This window comes from Protofrankia sp. Cas3 (assembly GCF_963555955.1).
Lineage (GTDB): Bacteria > Actinomycetota > Actinomycetes > Frankiales > Frankiaceae > Protofrankia.
Map to the genome: position 1 here is coordinate 42,020 of NZ_CAUVXP010000001.1, position 24,832 is coordinate 66,851.

The window sequence follows — 24,832 nt, forward strand, 5'->3', positions numbered from 1 at the left end:
GGATCACTTCGTAGCGGGCACCGAGGCGCGCCGCCATGTCCGCCTGCAAATGCGGCGGCCAGGCGTCATCGGCGATGCCGTGTGCGACCAGAACAGGCGTGTCGACCGCGCCGGTCGCGGCGGCGAGATCGTCGACCCGGTCAGGCTCGTCGAGGAGCTGCTCGCCCATGACCCGTAGCCCGACATCGCTGCTGGCGAAGAAGCGATGCTCGAGGAACTCCCGGCCGCCGGGCGGGTAGACGGCGGTGTCCGCAGCGCGCACCGCGGCCCACACCGCGTCGCGGCCGCTGCGGTCGTAGACGACCCGCATGGCTCGCAGCGCGATCCGGCGGGCGCCGACGATGCCGGCGGGGCCGGAGCAGAGCAGCACCAGGCTCGCCGCGGACGAGGGCCGGCTGATGACCGCGGCGCGGGCGACGAGACCGCCGAAGGAATGGCCCAGCAGATGCACCGGCTGGCCGATGTCGTCAACCACCCGTCCGACATCCTCGGCAAGAGCCGTGACCGTGCAGTCCCGTTCCGGATCGTCGGCAGACGACTCGTACTGGCCGCGCTGATCGACCGCGATGACGTTGAACCCGGCCTGCGCCAGCCCTGTCATGATCATCAGATAGTCCTCTTTGCTCCCGGTGTAGCCGGGCAGCAGGACGACCGGTGGGTCCGCCGGGGAACCGGCTCGCAGCGCCGCGAGACCCCCACAGGTCAGGCGCCGCACCCCTGGCGGCAGTTCCGTCGGCGTCGAGAGCATGGCTAGCGACTCCCCCATTCCCAGAAGGCGACCACGTACCCCACACCGTAGGGTGCATCAACGTACTCAGCGCGAGACACACATGACCGTACGTGCGTGTCGCTCGATCCGGCAACCAGGCTCGCGCCGGCCAGCACCTGCCACGACGCACGCCCCGCCGCCATCAGCTCACGGGAGAGGTCGGGCTCGAGCCGCAGCAGCGCGGACGCGTCGGCGGCGGCCAACGCCGCCGCCACCGTTGCGTCATGGGCCGCGGCGCGCTCGTCGAATCCCCCGGGTGCAGCGGCCGTCCGCCTGGCGCTGCCGTCCGCCATCACCAACAACGCGACCCGGGCCGCCCAGCGGGCCAACGCGACGCCGATCTGCACGGCATCCCGCACGGCGGTCATCGCGCTCACACCGAAGCCGACGACGTCTCCCCGCCACGACGTCTGTTCGAGCAGCCAGGCTCCGACCGTCAACGACAACGACAACGACGATGTCGGCTGGCCACCGCATTGCCGACCATGGTGGGTCGCCCGCCCCAGCGTAACCGATCGTGGCACCCCGAAACCGGCCAGCGATCCCGACTGACCGGCCGCGTAGGCTGCGGTCCGTGGGGCGTCGCCGACAACGACGAGGACGTCCGGGTTCCACCCGACCAGCCGGTGGATGGCCCGGATCGCCGCCTCTCGCACCGCCACGGGTTCGCCTCGCGCAACCTCGGGGATGAGCAACGGTGGATGCGGGCAGACCGCCGCCGCGACCAGCGTCACCGGAGGCGCGTAGGCATGCCGAGGTCGGTCGACCGGCGAGTCATCCCGGCGTCGCCGTCGTGACTCGGTGAGCGCTGTGCGGCCTGCCAGACGTCACCCGCCCTGGTCCGCCGGTGGGTCAGCGGCGGCCCGTCCGCCACCAGATGGTGCGGCGCGGCTTTGGTGATCACAGTCTCCACCACGTCGCCGGGTCGTATCCCGGGATCGGAGCTGCCGGACGTCGCTGGTGGCCGGAGATGGACAAGGCGACCGTCGCGGGCCCGGCCGGATCGTCGCCCGGTGGCGGCGTCCTTGCGTCCCTCGCCCTCGACAACCAGAACCTCCGCCCGCTCACCGACGATCATACGGTTGGCCTCCCAGGAGATCTCCTCCTGAACAGCCACCAGCCGGTCATAGCGCTCCGCCACGACCGCCGGTTCGACCTGCCCGTCCATGGTCGCCGCCGGGGTGCCCGCTCGCCTGGAATACTGGAACGTGAAAGCACTGGCGAACCGCGCCTCGCGGACCACATGCAGGGTGTCGGCAAAATCTGCCTCGGTCTCCCCGGGGAAGCCGACGATGATGTCGGTGGTGATCGCGGCGTGGGGCATCGCCGCTCGTACCCGCTCGACGATCCCGAGGAAACGCTCCTGGCGGTAGGAACGGCGCATCCGCCGCAGCACCGCGTCCGATCCCGACTGCAACGGCATGTGCAGCTGCGGACACACGGCCTCCGTCACCGCCATCGCCTCGATCACGTCATCGGTGAAGTCGCGCGGATGCGGCGAGGTGAACCGGACCCGCTCCAGGCCGTCGATCGTCCCGCAGGCGCGCAGCAAGGTCGCGAACGCCCCCGGGTCGCCCAGCGACCGGCCATAGGAGTTCACGTTCTGGCCGAGCAGAGTGATCTCCAGAACGCCTTCGGCGACCAGCGCCTCGACCTCGGCGAGAATGTCCCCGGGGCGACGGTCGGTCTCCGTGCCGCGCAGGCTCGGCACGATGCAGAAGGTGCAGGTGTTGTCGCAGCCGACGCTGATACTCACCCAGGCCGAATGGTGCGCTACCCGCTTGGCGGGAAGCGCACTGGGGAAGACCTCCAACACCTCGGCGATCTCGACCTCGGCCACCGCATTGTGCCGAGCCCGCTCCAGCAGGACGGGCAGCCTGTGTAGATTGTTGGTACCGAACACGACGTCCACCCAGGGGGCACGTTCGGTGATCAGCGAGCGGTCCTTCTGTGCGAGGCAGCCACCGACTGCGATCTGCATGCCCGGGTGGCGCTGCTTGGCCGGGTACATCTGGCCGAGATTGCCGTAGAGGCGGTTGTCAGCGTTCTCCCGGACCGCGCATGTGTTGAAGACCACCAGATCGGGCGTGACCTCGGCTCCGGTCTCGACCGGTACGTAGCCGGCAGCTTCAAGCATGCCGGCGATGCGTTCGGAGTCGTGGACGTTCATCTGACAGCCGAACGTCCGGACCTGATAGCTGCGGGGACTCACCCAACCAGCCTACGGTGCCGCAAGCCGGACGCTCCCAGCCCGCTAACGGGCGACTTCAACGGCGCGGGTCTCCCGGACGACGGTGACCCGGATCTGACCGGGGTAGGTCAGTTCGTCCTCAATCTGCTTGGCGACGTCCCGAGCCAGCATATGGGTGGCAATATCATCGACCTGATCCGATACGACCATCACCCGGACCTCGCGGCCGGCCTGCATCGCGAACACCTTCTCGACACCCGGACGCTCGCCGGCGATCTGCTCGATGCGCTCGAGCCGCTTGACGTAGGACTCCAGGCTCTCCCGGCGAGCGCCCGGTCGCCCACCGGAGATCTGGTCGGCGGCCTGGGTCAGCACGGCCTCGATCGACCGTGGCTCAACCTCGTTGTGATGCGCTTCGACAGCATGAACGACCTCCTCGTCCTCACCGTAGCGCCGGGCGATCTCGGCACCGATGAGGGCGTGGCTGCCCTCCACCTCGTGGGTCAGGGCCTTTCCAAGATCATGCAGCAATGTTCCCCTCTTGGCCAGGGCTGGGGGCAGCCGCAGCTCAGCCGCCATGATCCCCGCCAGATGGGCACACTCGACCAGGTGCGCGAGAACGTTCTGCCCATAGCTGGTCCGATAGCGCAGGCGTCCGAGCAGGGCGATCAGCTCGGGGTGCATCTCCGCGATCCCAGTCTGCATGAGCGCGTCCTCACCGGCTCGGATACAGCGTGCCTCGACCTCACGCCGGGCTCTGTCGTACTCCTCCTCGATCCGGTGTGGGTGGATGCGCCCGTCTGAGACCAGCGCCTCCAAGGTGATCTTTCCAACCTCGCGTCGCACCGGGTCGAAGCAGCTGAGCAGGACCGCCTCCGGCGTGTCGTCGATGATGACATTCACCCCGGTGACCGCCTCGAACGAGCGGATGTTGCGCCCCTCGCGGCCGATGATGCGGCCCTTCATCTCGTCGTTGGGCAGGTGCAGCACGGAAACAACCGACTCGGTGGTCGCCTCCGATGCGACGCGCTGAATAGCCAACGTCACGATCTTCCGAGCCCTGTCCTCGCCCTGCTCCCGTGCTTGTGCCTCGATGTCACGGATAAGCACGGCGGCATCTCGGCGGGCATCGGCCTCGACCACCTTGACAAGCTCGGCACGCGCCTGGGCAGCGGTGAGCCGGGCGACGGTCTCCAGCGTCTGGCGCCGTTCCTCCTCCAGGTCGACAAGTTCGGCCCGACGCCTGGCAACCTCGACCTCCCGAGCCGCGAGATCATGGTCTCGGGTCTCAAGCTGGCGTGCCTGTTCGTCAATCGCGGCCGTGCGAACCTCCAAGCGCTGTTCACGCTGGACGAGCCGGGCGTCCTGTGCGTGGAGCTCAGATCGCAGTTGCCGCACCTCCACCTCGGCCTGCACCCGGAATGTCTCGGCCGACTTACGACCCAGTTCATGCGCCTGGGCCTCCGCAAGGGACGCTCGCAGCGCGGATTCGGACTCTGCCCTTTCCTGCACCGCCCGGGCGGTTTCCTCGGCTCGGCGGATAAGTTCGGTGGCCTCCAGTTCCGCCTGCTCGCGACGTTCAGCGGCCTGTTGGGTGTCGACAGGCTCGGTCGGCTGCTCGTCATCCGTGCCAGGCCGGGGCGCCGCCAACGCACCCGCGCCCAGCACACGCAGGAGCAGCACGGCTATGACCACCAAACCCATGAGCAGACAGGCCCCAAGCACAGCAAGGAGAACACCCATCGGTCCTCCTCCCGCTACCGGCCTTGGCCCGCAAGTAGCGGGCCGGAGCGGCGAAGGACCCACGAAACGGGCCGTTCCGGAACGTCAACCCGTGTCGCTACCGACAGGCGGGTTGAGCCCAAGCGGGCACGACAGCGCCCGCAGGCGCCACGATCCGGGTCAACCACTCTCATGTGAACGTGTTTCACGCTATCGGAACCGCGTCACCGCGGGAGCCCTCTCACCTTCGGTGAGCGTAGGTCTGCGCCTGTCGAACGGTCAAGAAATGCTAGTCCGCCGCACCACCCTCCAGTTCCTCCGTGACCACTCGCATCACAAGATCAGAAGGATAGCCGCGACGATCGAGCAACGCGGCCAGACGTCGGGCACGCACCTGCGCCGGCACATCGTCCATCGTGGCCAGCCTGCGTCGTACCAACGTTCGTGCGGTGGCCTCCTCGTCCTGGCCGTCCACGGCCTGCAGAGCCACCGAGGAGATCTCCGGGTCCACCCCCCGGCGCCGCAGTTCGTGGGCAAGACCGCGTCGACCGAGACCACGGTTCACGCGGGCGGAGGACACCAACGCGGCGGCGAACGCCTTGTCGTCCACCAGACCCACCGCGACCAGACGGTTCAGCACAATCTCCGCCGTTTCTGGATCAACTCCGCGGCGATCCAGCGTGGCGGCCAGTTCCGCGCGGCTTCGTGGGCGGGCTTCAAGCTGGCGCAGGCATATCTCCCGTGCCCGCTCCACCGAGTCCGTGCCCTCTTCTCGGCTACGATCCGACACCGGCATCACCGATCAACGCCTTCCGCCAGTCAGAGATCAACCGCTGGTGGGGATGGCTGATCGGCGTCGATCGACGGCACCAGGCCGAGAGTTTCCTTGATCCTCTTCTCGATCTCGTTGGCGATGTCAGGGTTGTCACGCATGAAGGATCGAGCGTTCTCCTTACCCTGACCCAACTGATCGCCGTCGTAGGTGTACCAGGCTCCGGACTTGCGGATGATCCCGTGCTCGACCCCCATGTCGATCAGGGAACCCTCACGGCTTATGCCAGCGCCATAAACGATGTCGAACTCCGCCGTCCGGAACGGAGGCGCCATCTTGTTCTTCACGACTTTCACCCGAGTGCGGTTACCCACGGCATCCGCACCGTCCTTCAGAGTCTCGATACGACGGACATCCAGCCGTACTGAGGCATAGAATTTCAGCGCCTTACCACCCGTGGTCGTCTCGGGCGAACCGAACATGACGCCGACCTTCTCGCGGAGCTGGTTGATGAAGACGGCGGTGGTGCCCGTGTTCGAAAGAGCACCGGTCAGCTTGCGCAGCGCCTGGGACATCAGCCTGGCCTGGAGGCCGACATGACTGTCGCCCATCTCACCTTCGATCTCGGCCCTGGGCACGAGAGCGGCCACCGAGTCGATGACGATGATGTCGATCGCCCCGGATCGGATGAGCATGTCCGCAATCTCCAGCGCCTGCTCACCGGTGTCGGGCTGGGAGACCAGCAGCGCATCGGTGTCGACCCCGAGCTTGCCCGCGTAGTCAGGGTCGAGTGCGTGCTCGGCGTCGATGAAGGCGGCGATCCCGCCGGCCGCCTGGGCGTTGGCGACCGCGTGGAGGGCAACCGTCGTCTTACCGGACGATTCCGGGCCGTAGATCTCCACTACCCGCCCTCGTGGCAGCCCGCCGATGCCGAGTGCCACATCCAACGCGATGGAACCGGTCGGGATGACCTGGACCGGTGGGCGGGTTTCGTCACCGAGCCGCATAACCGAGCCCTTGCCGAACTGCTTGTCGATCTGTGCGAGGGCGTTCTCCAACGCCTTCTCACGGTCGAGTCCTGCCATGGGAGTCACTCCAGGCTGAGGTCGTCGAGTCTTGGCCACGTTGGTGACGGTAGGGGGCAGGTCCGACAGTTTCGAGCGCCGGGCCGGACCTGTGGACAACCGACCAGTCGAGGATGAAACGATCATGTCCCTCCTCCCGTCACCGGCGACCGCAGCAGACCTGGGCGCTCGCCATCCACAGTAGACGAACATTCGTTCGACCACCCGGGCGACACGCCGCAAATCCGGTCAACGGTCGCGCGCGGGTACCTCGAAGTCGTCACACACAGCCCGCCAGACATCCTTGACATCGTCGCCGCGGGCCAGGGCGTCGGACACCGTCACCCCGCCGAGCCGGGCCACCACATGGTCACGGGCGACCGATTCCGCGTACCCGGAACCGAACTGCTTGTTCATCCGCGCCCAGAACTCGGTCAGTCGCACGCTCCCCAGTGTGTCGGACCGGCGAGGCAGACTCGGAACATGTCCACCCGATCCCCCCTCGCGCGGTTCTGCGCACCCACCCGGGCCTGGTTCGCCGCCGTGTTCCCGGCGCCCACGCCCGCGCAGGTGGGTGCCTGGCAGGCGATCGGTGACGCAGCCAACGTCCTGGTCGTCGCGCCGACCGGGTCGGGCAAGACGCTCGCGGCGTTTCTGTGGTCGTTGGACCGGCTCGTCCGCGCCGGTCCGAGCACCGGTCCGAGCGCCGAACCGTCCCGACGGTGCCGCGTGCTGTACGTGAGCCCGCTCAAGGCGCTGGCCGTGGACATCGAGCGCAATCTGCGCGCCCCGCTCGCCGGCATCCGGGCGGCCGCGGCACGCCTGGGCCTGCCCGAGCCCGACATACGGGTCGGTATCCGGTCAGGCGACACGCCGGCCGGCGAGCGGCGGGCCCTTGGCCGGCTACCACCGGATGTGCTCATCACCACGCCCGAGTCGTTGTTTCTGATCCTGACCAGCCAGGCCCGCGAGTCGCTGCGCGCGGTGGAAACAGTGATCGTGGACGAGGTGCACGCCGTGGCCGGCACCAAACGCGGCGCGCACCTCGCGCTCAGCCTGGAACGCCTCGACGCGCTGTTGGAACGCCCCGCCCAGCGGGTGGGCCTGTCGGCGACCGTTCGCCCGATCGAGGAGGTCGCGCGCCTGCTCGGCGGGGCTGGCCAGGTCACGGTCGTATGCCCACCGGCCGACAAGACGCTGCAGATCGACGTGGTCGTACCGGTGGCGGACATGACCAGCCTTGCGGACAGTCCCGCCGCCGTGGAGGAACGCATCCTCGATCTTGTACTCGCGCACCGCTCGACGATCGTCTTCGCCAATTCGCGGCGCCTAGCCGAACGACTGTGCGCCCACCTGAACGAGGCGTACACCGCGCGCACGCACACCGATCAGCCGCTGGCCCGGGCCCATCACGGCAGCGTCAGCCGGGAACAACGGGCGCTCATCGAGGACGATCTGAAGGCCGGCCGGCTGGCCGCGGTGGTGGCCACCTCCAGTCTGGAGCTCGGCATCGACATGGGAGCGGTGGACCTCGTCATCCAGGTCGACTCGCCACCCAGTGTCGCCGCGGGCATGCAGCGGGTTGGGCGCGGCGGGCACCAGGTCGGAGCCGTCAGCCGCGGGGTGATTGTGCCCCGGCACCGTGGCGACCTCCCGGAGTGCGCCGTCGTGGCCGAACGGATGCGCGACGGTGCGATCGAGGAGCTGCGCTACCGACGCAACCCGCTCGACGTCCTGGCCCAGCAGATCGTGGCGATGGTCGCCATGGAACCATGGTCGGTCGACGACCTGGCCGCGCTGGTCCGGCGCGCCGCGCCGTTCGCGACCCTGTCACCGGCGATGTTGGATGCCGTCCTGGACATGCTCGCCGGTCGATACCCCTCCGACGACTTCGCCGAACTGCGCCCGCGGGTCGTCTGGGACCGCGCCACCGGCACGCTCACCGGCCGGCCCGGTTCCGGTCGTCTCGCGGTCACCAGCGGAGGCACCATCCCCGACCGGGGTCTGTTCGGTGTCTTCCTCGTCGGCGAGAAGGCAAGCCGGGTGGGCGAGCTGGACGAGGAGATGGTCTACGAGTCGCGGGTCGGTGACGTCGTCCTGCTCGGCTCGTCCAGTTGGCGCATCGAGGAGATCACCCCTGATCGGGTGCTGGTGACCCCGGCGCCGGGACAGCCGGGGCGGCTGCCGTTCTGGCACGGCGACACACCCGGGCGGCCGGCCGAGCTGGGCCGCGCGCTCGGCGCGTTCACCCGGGAACTCGCCCGTCTCGGGCCCGCAGGTGCGCGCCAACGCATCCAGGCAGCGGGTCTCGACGAGTGGGCCACCGACAACCTGCTCGCCTACCTCGTCGAGCAGCAGGAGGCAACCGGTCACCTGCCGGACGACCGGACGATCGTCGTCGAACGCTTCCGCGACGAGCTAGGTGACTGGCGGCTGGCGGTTCACGCTCCGTTCGGCGCCCTGGTGAACGCGCCGTGGGCGCTGGCCATCGGGGCACGCCTACGCGACCGTTACGGCATCGAAGTACAGATCATGCACTCCGACGACGGCATCGTGGCGCGGGTACCCGACGCCGACATCGCTCCCACCGCCGACGTCGTCGTGTTCGACCCGGACGAGATCGACGCGGTGGTCCGCACGGAGGTCAGCACGAGCGCGCTGTTCGCGAGTCGGTTCCGCGAGTGTGCCGCCCGGGCGCTGCTGCTGCCCCGACGTACCCCGGGCCGGCGAACGCCACTGTGGCAGCAGCGCCAGCGCAGCGCCCATCTGCTGGCGGTGACGGCACGCTTCGACAACTTCCCGATCGTGCTGGAGACCATGCGGGAATGCCTGCAGGACGTCTTCGACGTCCCCGCGCTGACGGGGCTGATGCGTGACGTGGCGTCACGAACCATGCGTGTGGTGGAGGTCGAGACCGCCACGCCGTCGCCCTTCGCCCGTTCGATGCTGTTTGGCTATGTCGCCGCGTTCATGTACGCCGGTGACACGCCACTGGCCGAACGCCGGGCCCAGGTACTGGCGTTGGACAGTTCCCTGCTCGCGCAGCTGCTCGGTCAGGCGGATCTGCGCGAACTGATCGACACGGCTGTGCTGGCGCAGCTCGAGGCCGAGCTCCAACAGCTGGCGCCCGACCGCCGCGCGCACGACGTCGAGGGCACGGCCGATCTGCTGCGGGTGGTCGGCGACCTCACCACCGCCGAGGCACTGGCTCGGGGAGCGACCACGGCCTGGCTCACCGAACTTGCCGACACACACCGCGCGCTGCGGGTGCGCATCGCTGGTACGCAACGCTGGGTGGCGATCGAGGACGCCGGGCGACTGCGCGACGCCCTCGGCGTACCGGTTCCCCTCGGTGTTCCCGGGACCTTCACCGCGACCGTCGTCGATCCCCTGGGGGACCTGCTGTCGCGATATGCCCGCACGCACGGGCCGTTCGACACCGAAGCGGTGGCGCACCGGTTCGGTCTGGGCGTCGGGGTGGTCAGCGCCGGTCTGGAACGGATGGTCGGCACCGGCCGGCTCGTGCGCGGCGAGCTCCGCCCGGGCGGCACCGGCGAACAGTGGTGTGACGAAGGCGTCCTACGGGCGCTTCGCCGGCGCAGCCTCGCGGCGTCGCGGCGTGCTGTCGAGCCGGTACCCGTCCAGGTGTTCGCCCGGTTTCTGCCAGGCTGGCAGGGGGTCTCTCCCGGGGGCGGCGGTACGGGCTCGCACGGCATCGACGCGGTGGCCCGGACCGTCGAACAACTTCAGGGTGCGCTTGTCCCGGCCAGCGCCTGGGAACAGTTCGTCCTGCCGAGTCGGGTGTCGGGCTACAGCCCGGCACTCCTTGATGAGCTGTGCGTGTCTGGCGAGGTACTGTGGGCAGGGGCCGGCGGCCTGCCCGGCAACGACGGCTGGGTGACCCTGGTGCCAGCGGACGCCGCGGCCCTGCTGCTGCCCCCGGCGGTACCGGACGCCGCCAGCACCCCGCTGCACGGCGCGGTGCTGGCGGCCCTCGACGGACAGGCTGCGCTGTTCTTCCGGACCTTGTCCGACCGGGTCACCAGTCTCGACGACACCGCGCTCGCAAGCGCCCTGTGGGACCTGGTGTGGGCGGGCCTGGTCACCAACGACACCTTCGCCCCATTGCGAGCCGCGCTGAGCGGTGGGCGCGGTACCCACCGGAGCAACCAGCGCATCCCGCGTCCGGCCATGCCGCGCCGCGGCGGCCCACCGACGGTCGCCGGCCGCTGGTCCCTGCTGCCCGAACGTGATCCGGATCCGACGCTGCGAGCCCACGCACAGGCCGAAGCGATGCTCGAACGGTATGGGATCGTCACCCGCGGTGCGGTCGCAGCCGAACGGATCCCAGGCGGCTTCGCCGGGATGTACCGCGTCCTGTCGGCATTCGAAGATTCCGGCCGATGCCGGCGCGGCTACTTCGTGGAGTCCCTCGGGGCGGCTCAGTTCGCCGTCACCGGCGCGGTCGACCGGCTGCGGGCCACCACGCCACCGTCGGGTGCGGTCGTACTGGCCGCGGCCGATCCCGCCAACCCCTACGGCGCGGCATTGCCATGGCCCGCACCGGCCGGCGGTGGGCACCGACCAGGGCGCACGCCCGGCGCGCTGGTCGTCCTGGTCGACGGCGAGTTAATCATGTATGTCGAACGCGGTGGCAGGACCGTGTTGACCTGGACGGACGAGTCCACGGTCCTGGCGCCGGCGGCGGACGCCCTCGTGGACACCGTCCGCAGGGCCGGCGGCCAGCTGCGGCTTGCTCATGACCTGCTCGGCAGCGAACTCGGTCGTGCGCTGGAACGCGCGGGCTTCCAGCACACTCCGAGCGGCCTGCGGCTGCGCGCCTGAGGTCAGCCCCTGAGGTCAGCGCCTGAGGTCACGCAAGCCCTCGGCAAAGGCCCGCAGGGTGGCCGTCTGGCGGTCAAGACCGTCGAGCTGCCCCGGCGTCAACGGTGTTGAGACGGTCGAGACCGTTGAGGCGAGCAGGTCGGTGGCGGCGGCCAGCATGGCGTCCAACGCCTGCACCGCGGCGTTCATCGCGCTCACCAGGTCCGAGACCGTCGAAATGATCTCGGCACGGCGGCCGGCGTCGGCAACCGCCCGAGCCGCCGACTCGCAGGCCAGGACGTGCTGGGCCCGATTCCGCAGGCTGTCCACCACCTCCGCGGCCGATGCCATCGCCGCGCGGACCGCCTCGGCGGCCGGTCCCGGCGGCGACGCCCGCATGATCGCCGCAAGCGCGGCAATTGCCGCCTCACCGCGCTGCAACGGGTCCGCCGCGGCCGACCCGTACAGGCGTACCCGCGACGGTAAGGGTGCGCTCGGCAGCGGCAGGACCACGGGCGACAACGACGCGGCGCCCTGTGCCTGGTGCCAGGCCAGGCCTGCCCGGGCCAACGCGCCGGCCGCCACGACCAGCCACCCCCAGCTGCCCTCCACCGCCGCGATCGCCGGGGCGACGACGGCCACCCCGATCCACAGCCGGGTGGACCGCTCGGCCCGCCGCCGGCGGCGAGCGTGCCCCCGGACGAGCCGCCGCTCACCGCGTGCCAGGCTCCGGCGTTCCACGTCGGCGCGCAGCCACTCCGGTAGGTAATTCACCAGCATCGGGTCAGGATTCCAACTGGTCCGGGGAGCGCTTGTCGGCGGACAGCGCTGTGCGGATCTCGGTCAGCCGATTGGACGCCTTCGCGTCCATGGTCGCCCTGCGGATCTCCAACATCCGGGCCTCCACGCCCTGGGAGGCAAGTTCATGGCGTCCCAGGGATACCGCGTAGCGCTGCTCGACCTTGTCGCGGACCTCCGCCAGCGTGGGGGTGTCACCCGGCGGAGTCAGCTGGGACATTCCATCAAGGGCCTTGCTCAGCTGCTCCTGCATGGCGGCATGCTCGATCTGGGTCAGCAGGCGCGCGCGCTCGGCAAGCTGCCCCTGCAACCGCGCGGTGTTGTCCTCGACGGCACGACGGGCCTGCTCTGCCGAGGAGGTGGCCTGTTGGTGCAGGGCCTTGAGCTCCTCCAGAGAACTCTCCACGGCCACGAGCTGGCCGGCGAAAGCCCGTGCGGTCTGCTCGTACCGTTCGCCGCCGGTCGCATCGCCGTTCGCGTTGGCCGCATCGGCGAGTATGACGGCCTGGCGCGCGGATGCGGCCAGGCTTTCCGCCTCGTCGATCTGACGTGCCATCCGCATCTCCAGCTGCCGCTGGTTACCCACCACGGCGGCGGCCTGCCCGACGAGTGCCTGATGCTGACGCTGGGCCTCAGTAATCGCCTGGTCGATCTGGACCCGCGGATCGGCCCGGTCGTCCAGCTTCCGGTTCGCCGATGCAGACAGGTAGCGGTAGAACTTGCGGACGACGTTCGCCATGCACCGATCGTCCCACGCCGGCGCTACGCCGCGAAGCTAAGCTGCGCGCTCCACCACGGCGGTGGATGTGCCGCCCCCGCGTGCCGCCATGGCCGCCATACCCGCCATCGGGCCGCCAACCCGCGCCGACCCACCGGCGGCGAACTCGGCGAGCTCCAGGTCGTCGCTCACCTCACGGAGCAGATCGGCCAGCCGGACACCGAGCGCCGCACAGATCGCGGCGAGCAGCTCCGAACTCGCCTCCTTCTGCCCACGTTCGATCTCGGAGAGGTATCCGAGCGATACCCTCGCGGCGGAGGACACCTCACGGAGGGTTCGATGTTGATCTTGACGGCGGCGGCGCAATGCCTCGCCGAGCATGCGTCGGAGCAGGACCATCGTGCCTCCTCCTTCGTCCTCGGGCTGGGCCTTACCGTATACCTGCCGTCCACCGGGATGGCCGACCGTTGATGCGAATGTAACTATGTAAGCAACCCGCGTCCGCGATTCATCCCGGCTGGCACGTATGAACTGCCAGGGTACGCCGAAGGGCGTCCAATGCCTGGACAACTGCGTAGGTACGGTTCTGCGGCCGGTCTCCGGGCAGGCGGGCAGACCTGGTCTCCACGCCGAACGGCCCCGCGATACCGATGTACAACGTCCCGACCGGCTTGCCCTCCAGCTCGTCGGGACCGGCCACGCCGGTCACCGCGAGCCCGTGGGTCGCCCCGAGCAGGTCCCGGACGCCGGTGGCCATCGCCGCGGCCGCCTCGGTCGACACCGCGCCGCTGGTGGCCAGCAGCCCCGCGTCGATGCCCAGCACCGACACCTTGGCGTCGGTTGCGTAGGTGACCACGCCGCCGTGGAACACCGCGCTCGCGCCCGGGACGTCGGTGAGGCGCCCCGCGAGTAGACCGCCTGTCAACGACTCGGCGACCGCGAGGGTCTCGCCCCGGTCTGCGAGCAGGCCCAGGACGGTTCCCTCCAACGTGTCGTCGTCGACGCCGTAGAGCGCACTGCCCAGGGCTGCCCGCGCCGCCGCCTCGACCGGCTCGATGAGCGTGTAGGCCTGCGCCCGGTCACCGGCCCGGGCGCTGATCCGGACCCGGGTCTGACCGCCGCTGGCGAGAAAGGCGATCGTCGGGTTGCCGATCGGGGCGAGCCGGTCGATCTCCTCGGCGAGGGCATGGGCGACCACCGACTCCCAGACCCCGGCGGTCCGCAGCACCCGGTGCACCACGACCGCGGGCTCGCCCGCCCGGCGGAGCAGATCCGGCAGGACCGACCCGGTGAACATCGGGTACATCTCGTGCGGCACCCCGGGCATCGCATACACCACCCCGCCCGCCATCTCCAGCTGGATGCCGGGTGCCGTACCGACCTCGTTGGGTAACGGCTCGCCACCCTCGGGTATGTCCGCCTGGCGGTAGTTCATCTCCGGCGCCACGACGCCGCCGGCGGCCGGGCCCTCCCGCCCGAGCGCACGAAAACGCCTACGCAGCATCGCCTCCAGGAAGGCGTCCCGGCGCAGCCCCACCCCGGCGGCCCGGGCGATCCCCTCGCGGGTCACATCGTCCTGGGTCGGCCCCAGCCCACCGGTCATGATGACGGCGTCCGCCCGACCGAGGCCCTCGGCAATCCTGGCCGCGATCATCTCGACGTCGTCACCCACCACCGTGGAGGTCTTCAGCACGACACCCACATCCGCGAGCTGCCGCCCGAGCCATGCGGCGTTGCCGTTGACAATGTCTCCGAAAAGCAGTTCGTCTCCCACGGCCAGCAGTTCAACTCGCATCGCTGTCCTCCAGCGCTCTTTGGGTAACCTGCGTCGCCGCCCGCCGCAAGGCCAGTGCCCGCCCCACATAATCCAGACCCGTGACGACCGCGACCAGCACACCGGCAGCCAGAATGACCGCCCTGGCTGACGCGCCCACCCCGTCCAGCGGTAGAACATAGAGACCGAGCGCACAGTTGAGCAACAGGGTCTTGAGCTTGCCACCGCGGCTGGCCGCCATGACCCCGCGCCGGATCACCCACAACCGCAGCAGCGTCACACCGACCTCCCGGACCGCGACGACGACGGTCACCGGCCACGGCAGGTCGCCCAGGAGGGAGAGGGACACCAGCGCGGCGCCGGTCAGTGCCTTGTCCGCGATCGGGTCGAGGATGATCCCGAAATCGGTGACGAGGCTCCGGCTGCGGGCAACATACCCGTCAACCTGATCGGTCAGCGCCGCGACCGCGTACGCGACACATGCGGCCACCCGCCAGCCCGCGACGTGACCACCGGCTGCGAACATCAACGCCACGAACACCGGCACGAGCGCGAGCCGCAGGACGGTGAGTGCGTTGGCCAGGTTCATCCGGCTGACGGCAGTACCCGGCCCGGGTGCACTCACCTCGACACGGAATCAACGACATTGACGAACTCGACGAACTCGGCGATCAGATCAACACCCTCGGTCGCAACCACCGTGGCGCTCACCAGATCCCCCACCCGGACCTCCGCAACCGATCCGGCCGGCAACGCAACGGTGCATGCGCCGTCAACCTCGGGCTGCTGATGGGCCGCCCGCCCATGCGCCAGCCCGCCGACGACCTCTTCCACGAGAACCTCGACGACCGAGGAGATCCGCCGCTGTGCCCGCTCGGCGGTCAGCTGCTCCACCAGGTCGGTGACCCGTTGCTGACGCCGGCGCACGGTTGCCGGGGTGACCTTGTCGGGCAGGCTGGCCGCCTCGGTGCCATCCTCGTCGGAATAGCCAAAGACCCCGACGGCATCAAGATCGGCGTCAGCGAGGAAACGCTCGAGAATCGCGACGTCCGCCGGGGTCTCGCCCGGAAAACCGAGGATCACGTTCGAACGTGCCCCGAGCTCCGGGGCGAAGGCGCGCGCCCGGGCCAGTAGGTCACCGAAGGCGTCAGCGCCGCCGAATCGGCGCATCCGCCGAAGTACCGACGGGCTCGCATGCTGGAACGACAGATCGAGATAAGGGGCGACCCCGGATGTCGTCAGAAGCGTCTCCAGCAAGGACGGCCGCACCTCCGCCGGCTGAAGGTACACGGCCCGGACGCGCACGACGCCTGCGATCGCGGCCAGCTGGGGAAGGAGCTTCTCCAGCGCCCGCAGGTCCCCCAGGTCCTTGCCGTAGGAGGTCGAGTTCTCACTGACCAGGACCAGTTCCCGCACGCCCTGACCGGCCAGCCACTCTGCCTCGGCCATGACCTCCTGCGGTGGACGGGAGACATGCGAGCCACGGAACGTCGGAATCGAACAGAACGCACAGCGACGGTCGCATCCACTGGAGATCTTCAATGGCGCGACCGGACCGCCGACCAGGCGTTTCCGCAGGACTTCCGGTGCCGGGCGGTCGACCCGCTGCCGGTCCACGGGAGTGATCGGAAGCAGGGTCCGCCGGTCACGCGGGGTGTGTGCGCGTGGCGTCTCACCGCGCAGCACGGCATCCAGATGTCGCCCCAGCGCCGGGTAGGCATCAAAACCCAGTACCGCGTCCGCCTCCGGCAGGCTGTCCGCCAGTTCCCGGCCGTACCGCTCAGCCAGGCACCCCACGGCGACCACCGCCCGCGGGCCCCCGTCACTGTCACGCAGGTCGGCGGCGGCGAGCACGGTGTCGATCGAGTCCTTCTTTGCGACCTCGATGAAACCGCAGGTGTTCACAACCACGGCGTCGGCGCCGCTCGGATCGTCGACCACCGTCCAGCCGTCGACACCGAGCCGCGCTGCCAGCTCTTCGGAGTCCACATCGTTACGGGAACATCCCAATGTGATCAGGGCGACGCTGCGAACGGGGCGATCGGGCACGACGTCAGGCTACCGGGGCACCGCACCACCAACGATGCAGTCTCCCGAGGTACCGAGACCGACGCGGACGGTGACAACCTGGCCAGGGTTCCCGCTCGGCCCCAGATTCCGCCCATTACAGGACACATCAACGGCCCCCGCATTCCCCATTTTGATCTCCATGGAACGATCGGCCGTGACTGTACGGCTGTCACCGGGCTGCAGGATCTGCTGTAGGAGAACCCGGGCGCTCTCGTCGCGGACCTCCAGCCAGCTCGGATCACCACGAACCGCCACGAGGACGTTCACCCCGGCCGGCGGCGGTGTCGTCGGCCGGGGTGTGGTGGCGGGCTGGGCCGGCGCGGCCCCACCCTGCAACGACGGCGCAACGACAGCGGCGGTGGCGGTGGCGGTGGCGCCCTGCGCGACTCCGGCAGTCCCGCCGGACCCGCCCGGAGTCAGCACGACGGCGAGGCCGACCAGCACGCACACCGATGCCAGCGAGATGGCTACCGCCGGCATCCGGGCGAAACCCTGACGTCGCGGCCCGCCGCCGGCGATAAGCGGGTCGAACTCCCGGGGCGGAAGCACAGGCGCCTCCGGCACCCGGCCGTGCACCCGGTCGTAGTCGGCGATCAAGGGTTCCGGATCGATCTCCAACATACGAGCGATACTCCGAATGTGACCACGTGCGTACACCACGCCGCCGCAACCGGCGAAGTCTTCGTTCTCCATCTGCTTGATCAACGTCACGCGGATACGGGTCCGCTCACTGACCTCGGCAACGGACATGCCCCGCGCGCCACGGGCCGCGGCAAGCGCCGCACCCACGCCAGCATCGGACCGCATGGCCAACCTCCGCACCGGTCAGATCAGTGGGCTTGAGTCTACGGTCGTCGGCCACCAGCCGAAAGCCGGTCCTCAGGACCACCAGGACGCTTGCTATCCATTACGCAGGGTTGTCAGGAGACCCTCAAGTTCGTCGGGCATGACCAGCACGTCCCGCGCCTTCGAGCCCTCGCTGGGCCCGACGATTCCGCGGCTTTCCATGAGGTCCATCAACCGGCCGGCCTTGGCGAAGCCCACCCGCAGTTTGCGCTGGAGCATCGACGTCGACCCGAACTGGGTGGACACCACCAGCTCCACCGCCTGCAGGAACAAAGCAAGATCGTCGCCGATGTCCTCGTCGACGTCCTTCTTGGACTCGCCCTGACCGACGAACACATCCTCGCGGAACGCCGGAGTCGCCTGTTCCTTGGTATGGGCGACGATCGCCGCTATCTCCTCCTCGGAAACAAAGGCGCCCTGGATACGAGCCGGCTTGCCCGCACCCATCGGCAGGAAGAGTGCGTCACCGAGCCCGACCAGCTTCTCGGCACCGGCCTGGTCGAGGATGACCCGGCTGTCCGCCAGGGACGAGGTCGCAAACGCCAACCGCGACGGCACGTTCGCTTTGATCAGACCGGTCACCACGTCCACCGACGGGCGCTGGGTCGCCAGCACAAGATGGATGCCGACGGCTCGTGCCATGGCCGTGATCCGGCAGATCGCGTCCTCCACGTCCCGTGGCGCCACCATCATCAGATCGGCGAGCTCATCGACGATCGTCAGGATGTACGGATACGGCACGTACACCCGCTCCGAGCCCGGCGGCGCCACGATCTCTCCCGCTCTGACCTTGCGGTTGAAGTCGTCGACGTGGCGAACCCCGCAGGCGGCAAGATCCTCGTACCGGTTCTCCATCTCCTTGACAACCCAGGCCAGCGCGTCCGCGGCCTTCTTCGGATTCGTGATGATCGGCGTGATCAGATGTGGGATGCCCTCGTAGTTGGTCAGTTCGACCCGTTTCGGGTCGACCAGCACCAACCGCACCTGGTCAGGGCTGGCCCGCGCCAGCACACTTGTGATCAGCGTGTTGATACAGGTCGACTTACCGGCGCCGGTGGCGCCCGCGATGAGGATGTGGGGCATCTTCGCCAGGTTCGCGACGACATACCCCCCCTCGATGTCCTTGCCCAGCCCCACCATCAGCGGATGTGGGTTGCCGGTCGCCTCGGTGCTGCGCAGGACGTCACCGAGGGAGACCAGCTCCCGGTCGGTGTTGGGGATCTCGACACCGACCGCGCTCTTGCCCGGGATCGGACTGATGATCCTGACATCGGCGCTCTTGACGGCATACGCGATGTTCTTGGCCAGCTGGGTGATCCGCTCCACCTTCACGGCCGAACCGAGCTCCACCTCGTAGCGGGTCACCGTCGGCCCGCGGGTGAAGCCAGTCACCCGGGCGTCGACCCGGAACTGGGAGAACACATCCGTCAGTGAGGCGATCACCGTGTCCGTCGCGGCCGACCGCACCTTCGGCGGCGTTCCCCGTTGCAGCAGGGTCGGCGACGGCAGCACGTAGGTGCTGTCCACACCGCCACCCGCGCTGGGCGCCACGAAGTGCATCACCGGGGCCGGGTCGGGCACCTTCGGCGTTCTGCGCCGGGCTCTCGGCACGGGCGCCCGCTCTTCAGCCGTCGGCTCTTCAGCCGCCAGCGCGTCACTCGTCGGCGCGTCAGTCGTCGGCGCGTCAGTCGTCGGCGCGTCAGTCGTCGGCGCGTCGATGTCGAAGACGTCTGCCGAGGCGATTCCCAGCAGATCGTCAACGAGCTGCCGTCCTTCGACCGACGCAGCTTGATCCCTGCCCCGCCTGTCGTCCGGTTCGTCATCCCGGTCGACGTCATCCCGGTCATCGGCGGCGAGGATGCCCACCAGGAGCTTGTCCTGTAGGTCTCGCAGCCGGTCAGGAACCGCGCGGATCGGCGTCTTCGTGATCACGAGAACGCCGAACAAGCTGAGCAGAATCAGAAGCGGGGCGGCCAGGTAGGCCGTCACGGCACCAGTCAGCGGCGAGCTGGCGAGGAACCCGGCAAGCCCACCCGCCCTCCCCATCGCGTGCTGGCCGGCGGCGAAGTCGGGAACTCCGCGCGCCAGGTGCACGATCCCAAGCGCGCCCAACGCGAACGCGGTCCAGCCGATCACCACCCGGCCGCGGCTGTCTGGATCGCTGGGACTGCGGACAAGTCTCCAGGTCGTGCCCAAGCCGAACAGCGGCAGCGCCACCGCGCCCACGCCGACCAGGAAGTGCAGCACCACGGAGACAACCCGTCCGACCGGCCCGGCGGCGTGAAACCAGACTGCCGCCGCCGTGAGGACGGTGGCACCAAGCGCGGCGAGCGCCACACCGTCCCGCTGGTGGGTCCCGTCGATGTGAAGGTCACGAGCGCCGCGGCCGATTCGGCGTAGCAGACTGCCCAGCAGCGTAGCCGCAGCGAGCCAGAAACGCACCGTCAACCGGATGACGCTCCGGGCGATCAGCAGCGTGAAGGGCACACCGGGCTTGCGTGGCGGCGCCTTTGCGCGACCGCCCTTCTGTCCCTTCGACTGTGCATTCGACCGGGGTTTCGCCGGCGGGCGCCGCGCGGGCGCGGCTCGGGAACTCGCCGTCCCGCCCTGGGCACGCGTACGCGTGCCACCTGCCCGCGTGGCCACGCGCCGAGGGTACAGGTCCGCGGCGCTGACATCGGGCAACCGCGACCTTCCGGGCGCGTCGCCCCGGGCCGGATCAGACCTCGACGACAACCGGAATAATCATCGGACGACGTCGATAGGTGTCACTGACCCAGCGCCCGACCGTGCGACGTACCAGCTGCTGGAGCGCGCCGACGTCGACCATCCCCGACCGCATCGCTTCCGCCAACGTCTCGGTGACCAGTCCGCGAACCTGCTCGAAAGCATCGTGGGTGTCGGAAAAGCCCCGTGTCGACAGTTCCGGACCACCCACGACCTTTCCGGACGCCGCGTCAACGACAACCATGATCGTGATGAAGCCCTCCTCGCCCAGGATGCGGCGATCCTTCAGGCTTGGTTCGCCGACGTCGCCGACCGCGAGCCCGTCGACGTAGACATAGCCGCACGGGACCACACCGGTGATGTTCGCCTGCCCGTCGACGAGGTCGACGACCATGCCGTCGTCGGCCAGCACCACCCTGTCGGCGGGTACACCGCTGGCCTCGGCGAGCGCGCCGTGTGCCCGCAGGTGTCGCCATTCGCCGTGCACCGGCATCACGTTGGACGGCCGGGTGGCGTTGAGGACGTAGAGCAGCTCACCTGCTGGGGCGTGGCCGGAGGTGTGGACCTTTGCCACCCCCTTGTGAACGACCTTCGCGCCCCAGCGAGCCAAACCGTTGATCACCCGGTAGACCGCGTTCTCGTTGCCGGGTATCAGGCTGGAGGCCAGCACCACCGTGTCGCCAGCCTGGATCTGGATGGCGTGGTCGCGGTTGGCCATCCGCGACAGCGCCGACAATGGCTCGCCCTGGGACCCGGTCGAGACCAGGCAGATGTTGCGGTCGGGCAACGCACCGACATCCCGCAGATCGATCACAAGGCCGGTCGGCACCCTGAGCAGCCCGAGATCGCGGGCCACCCCCATGTTACGGACCATCGACCGCCCGACGAAGCACACCGAGCGACCGTGAGCTTCCGCCGCGTCAAGAACCTGCTGAACCCGGTGCACATGGCTGGCAAAGCACGCGACGATGATCCGCTTCTTGGCATCCCGGAACACGCCGTCGAGCACCGGGGCAATCTCCCGCTCGGATGTGACAAAACCCGGTACCTCGGCATTGGTGGAGTCGGACAGAAGCAGATCGACGCCTTCCCGGCCGAGCCGGGCGAAACCACCGAGGTCGGTCAGGCGACCGTCAAGGGGTAGTTGATCCATCTTGAAGTCGCCGGTGTGCAGCACAAGGCCCGCCGGAGTGCGGATCGCGACAGCCAAAGCGTCCGGAATGGAGTGGTTGACCGCGAAGAACTCGCAGTTGAACGGGCCGAAGCTCTGGGTCTGTTCCTCCCGGACCTCGATCGTGACCGGGCTGATGCGGTGCTCGGCGAGCTTGGCCACCATCAGCGCAAGGGTCAGCCGGGAACCGACCAGCGGAATGTCCGCACGCTCACGTAGCAGGTAGGGCACGGCGCCGATGTGGTCCTCGTGCGCGTGGGTGAGCACGACCGCATCGATCGCGTCGAGCCTGTCCCGAATCGCAGTGAAGTCGGGAAGGATCAGGTCGACGCCCGGCTGGTCCGTCTCGGGAAACAGGACCCCACAGTCGACGACGAGCAGCCGGCCGTCGAACTCGAACACGGTCATGTTGCGGCCGATCTCGCCCAGGCCGCCGAGCGCGACGATGCGCAGACCGTCCGGGGGCAGCGGCGGTGGCGTTCCCAACCCGGGATGGGGATGGCTCACGCGGACCCCACCGTCGCGCTCGCGTCCACGCAGAGATCGACCCCGGCCGCAGCGAGGTCGACACGCAGTCGCTCGCGTTCATCGTCCGTCGCGTCGACCAGTGGCGGGCGGACACCGCCAGCGGGCAGTCCTGCCATATTGAGAGCAGCCTTTGTCATGATCACACCTTGGTTCCTGAATAGGCCCTCGTACGCCGGAAGCAGACTCATGTGCAGAGAACGGGCACGGACCGCGTCACCTGCGTCGAAAGCGTCGATCATCGAGCGGATCCGGCTGGCGGCGACATGCCCGACGACACTCACCACCCCGACGGCACCCACCGACAACAACGGGAGGTTGAGCATCTCCGTCCCGGAGTAATACGCAAGATCCGTACGGGCAAGGACCCACGATGACGCTCCAAGGTCGTCCTTGGCGTCCTTGACCGCCACGATCCGCGGATGCTCGGCGAGTCGCACCAGCGTATCTGTTGCCACCGACACACCGGTCCGGCCAGGTATGTCGTAAATCATCACAGGAAGGCCGGTGGCGTCGGCGGCGGCGGTGAAGTGCACGAGGAGCCCCGCCTGCGGGGGCCTGTTGTAGTAGGGACTCACGACCAGCAGACCGCACGCGCCGGCCTTCTCCGCAGCCCTGGCCAACTCCACGGTGTGACGGGTGTCATTGGTCCCCACCCCGGCGATCACCGCGGCACGGGCACCAACCGTCTCGACCACCACCCGCAGCAGCTCTTCCTTTTCCGCATCCGAGGTGGTAGACGATTCCCCGGTGGTGCCGTTGACGACCAGACCCTCGTTCCCGGCGTCCACCAGATGCTCCGCGAGCCCAGCGGCACCATCAAGATCGAGTTTGCCACCCGCGGCGAACGGGGTGACCATCGCAGTGATCATGCGACCGAAGGGTGCTCGGGACAACACTGACATGTCAGTCACCTTAGTGCCTTGTCAGGCAACGTCCGCCTGGGGAACCTCGACGATACGACTACGCCGAGTCGTCGGCATCCCGATAACGACGGCGAGGTGGTGACGACACCCCAGTGGCCGGAGCAGCGTCGGGCGGTCGCAGCATGTTGCGATCCAGCCTCGTCCACAGCTCGATCCGGCCGAGCCGGACCAGGCCCCGCAGACCACCAGCACGCCAGGAGTCAACGCCCACGCCCTGGCCGTAGTTCTTCGGCATGCCAACCATCCCGTCCTCGGGTGTCGACGATCAGTTTACTCTCTCGGTCGCTACGCGGAGGTGTGCCAGCCAAACGCGGCCCGTGCGCCAGCAGTGACCGCCAAGGCCACCAGCAGGACAAGCAGGGCGAGCTTGAAAGGCTCAAGGACCCATGCCGCCAGGCTGCTGCGCTCCCGGGTCAGCAGCAAGGTGGCCGCGAACGACGACGGTACGGTGACCACGGTCACCGCATTGACATTCAACTGGAAAGGCAACACCGACAGCCCCACCGTGAAGATCATCAGAGTCAGGATCGCCAGGTTCACCCGCCAGATGTCGCGCGAGACGCTGAGCCCCACAAGCAGCTTCGCACGCACCGGGCGGCGCGCGTCGGTCGTGTAGTACGCATACACCTCACGGTTTCGCTGAAGGTCTTCTACGAACATACGTTCGACTGGCCGGTTATACAAGTCAATCACGGCCGGATGGCGAATCTCAATGCTCGTGTCGTCGGTCCCCACACTGACGTGGTAGCTTCCCGGACCCCCCGGATCAAGATCCACCAGCGCGGTCGGATTGACGAGCCAGCTCCACAGCGACTGGTCACCACCACGCAACGGGCTCCACCGGTCCAGGACCGTCCGGCGCTCCTCCTGCATCTTGATCAGAGCTGGCCGGTAGGGATCAAGCGTCACCGCCGCGAGCGCCTCCCAACGCCGGCCGTACTCGGCGACCGTGGACAGCACCGGAACCGCCTCGGCGCCGGCCCCACCGAGCGCATCGATCCACGCCACGAAGTCGAGCAGATACGCCTCGATACCGGCCTCGTCGATGTCGACGGGTACACGAAGATCGCGACACAGCTCCCCCACGGCCAACAGCAGATTGTCTGCGCTGCTCAGCGGGTCGGGCGGTTCGGCCAATGCCTGGCACAGGATAGCCTCGGTGCCGGCGACGAGGGCGGCCCACGACCGGACCGTCGCCTCCGACACAGCCAGCTCCGCCTCCTTGTTGAGATATTCACGTATCGCCCGCACACCGAGCGACGCACCGCGTCGTGGAACGAGCCCCGGATGGTTACCGCTGAACCGGCCAGGCCGGAACCGGGAGATCGCATCGACGACGAAGCGTGATGCCTCCGACGGCGGATAACCGATGTGCTCCGCCAGCCGCACAATGAGGTTACCCTGAGTTGTCACACTCGCCGGATAGGGCATCAGATGGGCATCCGACCCGCCCGGCCCGACCAGATTGAACGCGACCAACGCCCGCTTCGGCATCGTCGAGATCGGCAGTAACAGCGAAACCTCGTCGGGTAACCGACCACCGGTGCGGGTCAGCAGGCCATGCCGACGGGCGACGGCGGTGAGTAACGGATCCAGTGGACCCCAGTTGACCGATCGCTGGAGCTGGCACCGGTTCGCGCTCAGGAGAGTGAACTGGTCCACCACCCGGCGCCGGAGACCCGCGTACTCCGGTGGCGGAGCCAACAGCGTCGCGGTGATGTCATCGATATCGGTGATGTCGAGGAACCTCGCGGTCTCCCGACCGTCACGGCCGCTCCACCGCCGCCAACGCCCGGCGTTGCCCGGAGCTGCGTTGCCCGGAGCTGCGTTGCCCGGACCGGCGTTGCCCGGACCGAGGGGCGGCAATGTGACCACAGCGAGCGACAATACCCGTACCGGACAGACAGGCATGAAAGCGCCGGAGCAGAGATTGTG

General features: G+C 68.7%; 19 protein-coding genes and 1 pseudogene. 1 reads left to right on the plus strand and 19 read right to left on the minus strand.

The genetic code is table 11. The features are described from left to right. Positions 1-13 precede the first annotated feature (13 nt). The 7 genes and pseudogenes from U9983_RS00160 to U9983_RS00190 form a co-directional block, all read right to left on the minus strand. Positions 14-766: pseudogene (locus U9983_RS00160) on the minus strand (alpha/beta fold hydrolase); the annotation flags it as partial. After that, positions 751-1,503, minus strand: a complete 753-nt coding sequence (locus tag U9983_RS00165; protein WP_322752069.1) for a hypothetical protein — start codon at positions 1,501-1,503, stop codon at positions 751-753. The gene U9983_RS00165 and the pseudogene U9983_RS00160, both read right to left, overlap by 16 nt. Then, on the minus strand, positions 1,500-2,939 hold the full coding sequence (miaB, locus tag U9983_RS00170) for a tRNA (N6-isopentenyl adenosine(37)-C2)-methylthiotransferase MiaB (RefSeq protein ID WP_416211229.1): 1,440 nt from the start codon (positions 2,937-2,939) through the stop codon (positions 1,500-1,502). Before miaB ends, U9983_RS00165 begins: the two co-directional genes overlap by 4 nt. Positions 2,940-3,023: 84 nt before the next feature. Then, a complete protein-coding gene (rny, locus tag U9983_RS00175) occupies positions 3,024-4,703 on the minus strand; it encodes a ribonuclease Y (RefSeq protein WP_322752071.1) in 1,680 nt (559 codons plus the stop codon). A 268-nt stretch (positions 4,704-4,971) separates the two neighbouring features. After that, positions 4,972-5,478: a regulatory protein RecX gene (locus U9983_RS00180; protein ID WP_416211226.1), complete on the minus strand. Its 507-nt coding sequence runs from the start codon at positions 5,476-5,478 to the stop codon at positions 4,972-4,974. A 23-nt stretch (positions 5,479-5,501) separates the two neighbouring features. Then, complete coding sequence (recA, locus tag U9983_RS00185; protein WP_322752073.1) at positions 5,502-6,539, minus strand: recombinase RecA; 1,038 nt, start codon at positions 6,537-6,539, stop codon at positions 5,502-5,504. Between the two features lie 228 nt (positions 6,540-6,767). After that, positions 6,768-6,962 carry a DUF3046 domain-containing protein gene (locus tag U9983_RS00190; protein ID WP_322747865.1) on the minus strand — a complete coding sequence of 65 codons (195 nt, stop codon included), beginning with the start codon at positions 6,960-6,962 and terminating at the stop codon, positions 6,768-6,770. A 39-nt stretch (positions 6,963-7,001) separates the two neighbouring features. Here U9983_RS00190 and U9983_RS00195 point away from each other — a divergent pair, with 39 nt between their 5' ends. Continuing rightward, complete coding sequence (locus tag U9983_RS00195; protein WP_322752074.1) at positions 7,002-11,363, plus strand: DEAD/DEAH box helicase; 4,362 nt, start codon at positions 7,002-7,004, stop codon at positions 11,361-11,363. A gap of 15 nt (positions 11,364-11,378) precedes the next feature. Here the strand turns inward: U9983_RS00195 and pspM are convergent, their stop codons facing one another. The 12 genes from pspM to U9983_RS00255 all read right to left on the minus strand — a co-directional run bounded on the left by pspM (position 11,379) and on the right by U9983_RS00255 (position 24,772). After that, positions 11,379-12,122 (minus strand): phage shock envelope stress response protein PspM, encoded by a 744-nt coding sequence (pspM, locus tag U9983_RS00200; protein WP_322752075.1) that lies wholly within the window; start codon positions 12,120-12,122, stop codon positions 11,379-11,381. 4 nt (positions 12,123-12,126) lie between these two features. Further along, positions 12,127-12,879 carry a PspA/IM30 family protein gene (locus U9983_RS00205; RefSeq protein ID WP_322752076.1) on the minus strand — a complete coding sequence of 251 codons (753 nt, stop codon included), beginning with the start codon at positions 12,877-12,879 and terminating at the stop codon, positions 12,127-12,129. Positions 12,880-12,915: 36 nt separating this feature from the next. Further along, positions 12,916-13,257: a helix-turn-helix transcriptional regulator gene (locus U9983_RS00210; RefSeq protein ID WP_322752077.1), complete on the minus strand. Its 342-nt coding sequence runs from the start codon at positions 13,255-13,257 to the stop codon at positions 12,916-12,918. 109 nt (positions 13,258-13,366) lie between these two features. Beyond that, positions 13,367-14,653, minus strand: a complete 1,287-nt coding sequence (locus U9983_RS00215; protein ID WP_322752078.1) for a competence/damage-inducible protein A — start codon at positions 14,651-14,653, stop codon at positions 13,367-13,369. Next, a complete protein-coding gene (locus tag U9983_RS00220) occupies positions 14,643-15,221 on the minus strand; it encodes a CDP-alcohol phosphatidyltransferase family protein (RefSeq protein ID WP_322752079.1) in 579 nt (192 codons plus the stop codon). The genes U9983_RS00215 and U9983_RS00220 overlap by 11 nt, the downstream gene beginning before the upstream one ends. 32 nt (positions 15,222-15,253) lie before the next feature. Then, entirely contained in the window at positions 15,254-16,681 is a 1,428-nt protein-coding gene (locus tag U9983_RS00225) for a MiaB/RimO family radical SAM methylthiotransferase (protein WP_322752080.1), read from the minus strand. Between the two features lie 9 nt (positions 16,682-16,690). After that, complete coding sequence (locus U9983_RS00230) at positions 16,691-17,509, minus strand: helix-turn-helix domain-containing protein (RefSeq protein WP_322752081.1); 819 nt, start codon at positions 17,507-17,509, stop codon at positions 16,691-16,693. A gap of 93 nt (positions 17,510-17,602) precedes the next feature. Beyond that, positions 17,603-20,035: an FtsK/SpoIIIE family DNA translocase gene (locus tag U9983_RS00235; RefSeq protein ID WP_322752082.1), complete on the minus strand. Its 2,433-nt coding sequence runs from the start codon at positions 20,033-20,035 to the stop codon at positions 17,603-17,605. 232 nt (positions 20,036-20,267) lie between these two features. Continuing rightward, positions 20,268-21,953 carry a ribonuclease J gene (locus U9983_RS00240; RefSeq protein ID WP_322752083.1) on the minus strand — a complete coding sequence of 562 codons (1,686 nt, stop codon included), beginning with the start codon at positions 21,951-21,953 and terminating at the stop codon, positions 20,268-20,270. Beyond that, the gene (gene dapA, locus U9983_RS00245; RefSeq protein WP_322752084.1) at positions 21,950-22,876 is read right to left on the minus strand and encodes a 4-hydroxy-tetrahydrodipicolinate synthase; all 927 of its coding nucleotides are present in this window, start codon (positions 22,874-22,876) and stop codon (positions 21,950-21,952) included. The genes U9983_RS00240 and dapA overlap by 4 nt, the downstream gene beginning before the upstream one ends. Positions 22,877-22,934: 58 nt before the next feature. Continuing rightward, positions 22,935-23,132: a hypothetical protein gene (locus U9983_RS00250; RefSeq protein ID WP_322752085.1), complete on the minus strand. Its 198-nt coding sequence runs from the start codon at positions 23,130-23,132 to the stop codon at positions 22,935-22,937. A gap of 50 nt (positions 23,133-23,182) precedes the next feature. Beyond that, positions 23,183-24,772 (minus strand): hypothetical protein, encoded by a 1,590-nt coding sequence (locus U9983_RS00255; RefSeq protein WP_322752086.1) that lies wholly within the window; start codon positions 24,770-24,772, stop codon positions 23,183-23,185. Between the last annotated feature and the right edge of the window lie 60 nt (positions 24,773-24,832).

Excerpts from the sequence above, each read along its gene's own strand:
- U9983_RS00215 (WP_322752078.1), bottom strand. The coding sequence starts at position 14,653 with ATGCGAGTTGAACTGCTGGCCGTGGGAGACGAACTGCTTTTCGGAGAC.
- dapA (WP_322752084.1), bottom strand. The coding sequence starts at position 22,876 with ATGTCAGTGTTGTCCCGAGCACCCTTCGGTCGCATGATCACTGCGATG.
- U9983_RS00210 (WP_322752077.1), bottom strand. The coding sequence starts at position 13,257 with ATGGTCCTGCTCCGACGCATGCTCGGCGAGGCATTGCGCCGCCGCCGT.
- pspM (WP_322752075.1), bottom strand. The coding sequence starts at position 12,122 with ATGCTGGTGAATTACCTACCGGAGTGGCTGCGCGCCGACGTGGAACGC.
- U9983_RS00195 (WP_322752074.1), top strand. The coding sequence starts at position 7,002 with ATGTCCACCCGATCCCCCCTCGCGCGGTTCTGCGCACCCACCCGGGCC.
- U9983_RS00250 (WP_322752085.1), bottom strand. The coding sequence starts at position 23,132 with ATGCCGAAGAACTACGGCCAGGGCGTGGGCGTTGACTCCTGGCGTGCT.
- U9983_RS00220 (WP_322752079.1), bottom strand. The coding sequence starts at position 15,221 with ATGAACCTGGCCAACGCACTCACCGTCCTGCGGCTCGCGCTCGTGCCG.
- U9983_RS00205 (WP_322752076.1), bottom strand. The coding sequence starts at position 12,879 with ATGGCGAACGTCGTCCGCAAGTTCTACCGCTACCTGTCTGCATCGGCG.
- rny (WP_322752071.1), bottom strand. The coding sequence starts at position 4,703 with ATGGGTGTTCTCCTTGCTGTGCTTGGGGCCTGTCTGCTCATGGGTTTG.
- U9983_RS00230 (WP_322752081.1), bottom strand. The coding sequence starts at position 17,509 with ATGCGGTCCGATGCTGGCGTGGGTGCGGCGCTTGCCGCGGCCCGTGGC.
- recA (WP_322752073.1), bottom strand. The coding sequence starts at position 6,539 with ATGGCAGGACTCGACCGTGAGAAGGCGTTGGAGAACGCCCTCGCACAG.
- miaB (WP_416211229.1), bottom strand. The coding sequence starts at position 2,939 with ATGAACGTCCACGACTCCGAACGCATCGCCGGCATGCTTGAAGCTGCC.
- U9983_RS00180 (WP_416211226.1), bottom strand. The coding sequence starts at position 5,478 with ATGCCGGTGTCGGATCGTAGCCGAGAAGAGGGCACGGACTCGGTGGAG.